Source organism: Pseudolactococcus laudensis, assembly GCF_013449735.1.
GTDB lineage: Bacteria > Bacillota > Bacilli > Lactobacillales > Streptococcaceae > Pseudolactococcus > Pseudolactococcus laudensis.
The window spans coordinates 1-5,321 of sequence record NZ_JACBNY010000044.1; the positions used below are offsets into that span (position 1 = coordinate 1).

Annotated in this window: 4 protein-coding genes and 3 pseudogenes; 1 reads left to right on the forward strand and 6 read right to left on the reverse strand. The window is 33.8% G+C overall.

The genetic code is table 11. The annotated features are described in order from the left end of the window. Positions 1-228: 228 nt before the first annotated feature. Together HZR21_RS11115 and HZR21_RS11120 are read right to left on the reverse strand one after the other, a co-directional pair. Positions 229-783 (reverse strand): recombinase family protein, encoded by a 555-nt coding sequence (locus HZR21_RS11115; protein ID WP_003105478.1) that lies wholly within the window; start codon positions 781-783, stop codon positions 229-231. Between the two features lie 234 nt (positions 784-1,017). Further along, entirely contained in the window at positions 1,018-2,214 is a 1,197-nt protein-coding gene (locus HZR21_RS11120; RefSeq protein WP_042748924.1) for a M20 family metallopeptidase, read from the reverse strand. A 110-nt stretch (positions 2,215-2,324) separates the two neighbouring features. Here HZR21_RS11120 and HZR21_RS11125 point away from each other — a divergent pair. After that, positions 2,325-2,606: pseudogene (locus tag HZR21_RS11125) on the forward strand (IS982 family transposase); the annotation flags it as partial. Positions 2,607-2,629: 23 nt separating this feature from the next. Here the strand turns inward: HZR21_RS11125 and HZR21_RS11130 are convergent. The 4 genes and pseudogenes from HZR21_RS11130 to HZR21_RS12210 form a co-directional block, all read right to left on the reverse strand. Then, positions 2,630-3,310 (reverse strand): annotated as a pseudogene (locus HZR21_RS11130) (IS6-like element ISS1N family transposase). Next, entirely contained in the window at positions 3,310-4,347 is a 1,038-nt protein-coding gene (locus HZR21_RS11135) for a glycosyltransferase (protein ID WP_246307857.1), read from the reverse strand. The pseudogene HZR21_RS11130 and the gene HZR21_RS11135 overlap by 1 nt, the downstream one beginning before the upstream one ends. Positions 4,348-4,489: 142 nt before the next feature. After that, entirely contained in the window at positions 4,490-4,933 is a 444-nt protein-coding gene (locus tag HZR21_RS11140; RefSeq protein ID WP_425485323.1) for a restriction endonuclease subunit S, read from the reverse strand. Positions 4,934-5,041: 108 nt separating this feature from the next. Beyond that, a pseudogene (locus HZR21_RS12210) lies at positions 5,042-5,194 on the reverse strand (restriction endonuclease subunit S); the annotation flags it as partial. Positions 5,195-5,321: the final 127 nt, after the last annotated feature.

Genomic DNA, 5,321 nt, shown 5'->3' on the forward strand with positions numbered 1-5,321 from the left:
GGCTCAACATTACAAATAACTTCTGCTTTTGTAAAAGACAGAACAAATAATATTTATAAAAATTTTCCTATTAGTCCGGACATTCAAACAAATAATGCTAAAAGTTCTGCAATAGAATGGATAAAATTTCAAATAAAGTAAAGCAAAAAGACTTGCCAAGAAAAACATATGGTAAGTCTTTTTTGCTAGTCAAAACTTAATAGTTGTGAGCTGGTTTTTTAGTTTATTCTAAAACTTATTAATATATCTATAAATCGTTGTTCTCGACACTCCCCAAGAATCCGCAATCGACTTAATCGGCGTACCACTTTCTACCAAGGTTTTAAGAAGCTTTACGTCTTGCTCCGAAAATTTCTCAGGTCTTCCTCCAAGTCGTCCTCTTGCACGTGCAGCTTCTCTACCAGCGGCAGAACGCTCCAAAATAAGATTTCGCTCAAATTCCGCAAAAGCCGCAAACAAATGAAACATCAATTGTCCAGTCGAACTTGATTTATCCATTGTAATATTTTCTTGCAAGCTATGGAAACTTACTCCTTTATCATTAAGTGAATTAACTATGCTAATTAAGTCCTCCATATTTCTTCCTAATCGATCTAACCGCCAAACAACAATTGTATCTCCAGAACGAGAAAATTCGATGGCGGATTTTAAACCAGGTCTTTCTTTTTTACTTCCTGACATATGGTCAGTAAATATTTTTTCACAGTTATATTTTTTGAGACTATCTTTTTGTAAATCCAAATTTTGAAGTCCAGTTGAAACTCGTGCGTATCCGATATTCATTTTTTTCTCCTTCGTTTTAATTTATTGTATCATAACTTAGAAACATATGTATAAATGAACATAGAATAGATTACGGGTTAATGGACAATAAATGCAAACGATTTTGAGAAATTTAATAAGAAAAGAAGAGTGTCCATAAAATGACCTTTTTCTGGACAGAGGATAGAAATATTTTTATAAGTTTATTAAATAACGAAGGAGCAACTTTAGCTACAAATCTTGCTATTTGTAAATCTACATTTTTTTATTGAAAAATAGATAGTTTATAGTTACAGTTGCAACTGCTTTAGCCGCGATTAAAATACTTTTCTCATTCATTTTAAATAAAGGGCTATGATGGGGATAATTTCCGCCGTCTTCAGGCTGTGCACCAATGTAAAAGAAAGTACTTGGTACAACTTGCCCATAATATGAAAAATCTTCAGAAGGATTTTGTGGTCCTAAATCGACTATATTATTGACTTCTGAAATATTCTGATCTTTTAAGCTGTCAACTACAAAGTGAGTGAGATTTTCTGAATTAAAGAGTACAGGATAGTTATCGTCATAATCTACAATCACTTCAACCCCAAAGGTTACTCCAACGCCTTTAGCAATTTGTTTCACTTGGTCTCGGATGACTTTTCTAGTTGTTTCTTTCATCATCCGAACATCCCCTTTTAACACTACTTTATCTTGTATAGCATTAAAACTTCCTGCTCCATCAAATGATCCAATAGTTACAGTACCTATGTCAAATGGATCTATTCTTCTTGAAATTACTGTTTGGAGTTCAGTTACAAAGTAACTAGCGGCTACTATTGCATCATTACTTAATTGTGGCATAGAAGCGTGACCTCCGTTTCCTTTGATTGTAATGGTGAAATTAGAACGTCCCGTTTGAGTCTCTTTATTATGATAGGCAATGACCCCTGTTTTAATTGTAGTCATCACATGAACCCCGATCATATTATCGACACCGTCAAGAGCTCCTGCTTTAATCATACCTTTGGCACCACCAGGAGATACTTCCTCTGCTGGTTGATGGACAATTCTAACTCTTCCCGGAAGTTCTTGTTTTATTTTTACTAGTTCTCTAGCAAGTACCATCAAATATGCAGTATGTGCATCGTGTCCACAGGCATGCATTACTCCTGGATTGACCGATTTAAAACTTAAATCATTATCTTCAAAAATAGCAAGAGCATCAAAGTCTGCTCTCAACGCAAGAGTTTTTCCGGATTTTCCACCTTCAATATCAACGATGATTCCAAATCCCTTTCCAATAAGTTTTGGTTCACAGTCAAGTTCTTTATAAAAGCCCATAATATACTTAAATGTTTCTTTTTCTTGAAAAGAAATTTCTGGGTATTGATGAAGATGACGCCTAATTTGAATCATTTCATTCTCATATTGTGTTAAGCTAGTCAACAAATTATTAAGTAGTTTCATATGATACCTCTAAACTTTCTACCCGAATTGCTAGTTAATTTCATTGGAAAATAAATAAGTCGTGCTATCCTAATCTTAAACCACTAAGCATTAGAAAGCTCACGACTTATATGACTTATAATAGCACACTTCCAAAAGTTTTTGTTTATTTACTGACAACCATTGAGACGCTTTATCAAACGAGTGTTCCCCTTGAGGTTCAAAACCGAAAGAACGTCCATCTCGCAACATCAGATTGCTTAGTTATCGCTTGTTACCTATGGGGCGTACTGCATTTTAGTGAAACACTTAAAGCTAAGCAACAACTTGCTCAAAGTTTATTTCCTAATTTCCTAGAATATTCTCGCTTTGTCCGCCGTTGGGTTCTGTTGCGAAGTTTGAAAATCAAACGCGCCCTCTCTGAACTCCAAATATCTTAGGCTGTTATTCCCATTAATACCTTGATTTCAGTAGACACCGAAAAGCCGAAGAGCGTTCCATTTCTTCGGTTCTTTTTATATATTCCTCGAATGGTCTCCATGCCCTTAATCGTGGAAGAGGCTGTACGGAGACTTTGATAAAATTTATTTCGTCGTTTAATAGGTCGATGGTCTTGTTCTATTAAATTGTTAAGATACTTCACAGTTCGGTGCTCTGTCTTAGTATATAAACCCACACTCTGTAACTTTCTAAAGGCGGAGCCAAGAGAAGGTGCTTTATCGGTCACAATTGCTTTCGGCTCACCAAACTGTTTATGGAGTCGTTTTAAGAAAGCATAGGCTGCTTGCGTATCCCGTTTCTTTCGTAACCAGATATCTAAGGTTAAGCCGTCCGCATCAATTGCACGATAAAGATAATGCTAACGTCCCTTAATTTTGATATAGGTTTCGTCCATTTTCCATGAATAGAAGGATTGTCTATTTTTCTTCTTCCAAAGATAATAGAGGACTTTGCTGTACTCTTGCACCCAACGATAAATCGTAGTATGACAAACATTTATTCCACGATCATATAACAATTCCTGAACTTCACGATAGCTTAGATTGTAACGCAGGTAGTAACCAACAGCGACAATAATGACGTCTTTTTTGAATTGTTTGCCTTTAAAATGATTCATTACTCTGTCCTCTCTGTCTTTTTTCTCAATTTTACAATAAAATAGATTTTTTGGAAAACTTTGCAACAGAACCTTACCGGTCTGTTGCAAAGTTTATATCCAACATAAGAAGAAAAAACATACATTTTTATCCGTTTAGTATGTCTTTTTTCTATTGAAATATAATCTTTAAATACTTTTTTTCTGATTGGATTTAATTCATTATACAATTTTTTCGAATCTGGAAAAGAACTTAATATTTCCATAACTCTGCTACCAACTAATGCTCCCAATTCCCGAATTTTATACTGATCATAAAAATCTAATAAGTCATATGTTACAAAAATGGCGTCCGACAAGAATTTTTCCGGGTGATTACTCGTAATAGACCCAGGGCGTTGCCTATATCTATACAATCTTAGGGAAATAACAACAATGTTTTTACTAAAGTAAAAAACTTTCGGCGTAAAATTGTTATCTTCAAATTTTTTTCCAACAGAAAATAGTAAATCGTGTTTTTCAATCACAGAGCGTTTTGTTACAAATGACCATGCAGTTATTGGTAGATCACCTTTAGACAATGCAGTTAATATTTGCTCACTTGTACACAAATCTTTTTGACGATAAATACTTCCATGCCCATAATTACTGTACAAAGCATTTCCAAATTCATCAATGCTACTATAATCAAAGATAAGTGTATCCGGTTGACTGTATTTATAGCAACTAGTCAAAATTGTCTCCACAAAATTGATTTCTATTTCATCATCTGAATCCAAAAAAAAGATATATTCTCCAGTTGCATTAAGTATACCGATATTCCTGGCTGAAGATAAACCCTGATTAACTTGTTGTAACAACTTGAACGAAAATTCTTGTTCACTGCCTGCCATCATTTCTTTCAAAATTTGCATGCTTTCATCAGTTGATCCGTCATCAATAAAAATAACCTCAAAATTCTTGTTCGTTTGTTTCACTAGAGAATTTACTAAACTACCAATATACTTCTCAACATTGTATATTGGAACAATAATAGATAAAAAAACATTTTTTTTCATTTGTATCTCCTCAAATATAATTACACTCCATATATTAGCCATTATATCACTAAAACATAAAAACACCTACTATAATCTCATGATTAGATTATAGGGGGTGTTTTTATTTGATTTTATAGGAGTTATTATCTAATTATAGTCCCTAAACAAACATCTTTTGTAAAAATCCTTTTTTCTGTTCTTTCAACAAATCTAACTTACGTTGATGAAGATCGATAGTGTCATCTAATTGTTTGAAGAACTGACCTATTTTTTCTTGTTCATCCAAATTTGGAAATAATAGGGTAGAAGATAAAAATTTAGATTCATGTATTGCAATTTGAGCAGATCCGCCTTCGACATTATCTAATATTGCATTTTTATAAAAAATTCTTGTTTGAAATAAGTTAGTAGGAAAATACTTAGAAAATACGGATGTATCTAACGAAATCGTCGGCATATTCTCTGTAACAATAGCGCCGTCACAGTATTTATCTACCCAACCAATACCACCTTGTTCTACCGTTTGTCTTGTGAAGATCAGGGTTTGAGGGTACTTTGTTAAATTAATTTTAGCCTGACGTTTACGACCTATTTTATTTCCCATTTTTGATCCCCGTAACGTAATTCCTCCAAAATTATTACGTACAGAAATCTGGTAGTACTCCTTATCATCTTCAACAATTACTCTATCTGTATATTCACGTAATCCACTTGATAACTTACGCTCTTCCCAATCGTCAGCAAACCCCGAAAATCGCAATTCAGGAACTTTGGCACCTTTTTTAGGGAACATTTTTTGCAAGTAACCTTTTTTCTGCTCTTTCAACAAATCTAACTTACGTTGATGAAGAGCGATAGTGTTATCGGTTCTGTTGCAAAGTTTTCCAAAAAATCTATTTTAGTGTAAAATTGAGAAAAAAGACAGAGAGGACAGAGTAATGAATCATTTTAAAGGCAAACAATTCAAAAAAGACGTCATTATTGTCGCTGTT

Bases quoted from the DNA above. Each gene is read 5' to 3' on its own strand.
- HZR21_RS11120 (WP_042748924.1), bottom strand. From the start codon at position 2,214: ATGAAACTACTTAATAATTTGTTGACTAGCTTAACACAATATGAGAAT.
- HZR21_RS11115 (WP_003105478.1), bottom strand. From the start codon at position 783: ATGAATATCGGATACGCACGAGTTTCAACTGGACTTCAAAATTTGGAT.
- HZR21_RS11140 (WP_425485323.1), bottom strand. From the start codon at position 4,933: ATGGGAAATAAAATAGGTCGTAAACGTCAGGCTAAAATTAATTTAACA.
- HZR21_RS11135 (WP_246307857.1), bottom strand. From the start codon at position 4,347: ATGAAAAAAAATGTTTTTTTATCTATTATTGTTCCAATATACAATGTT.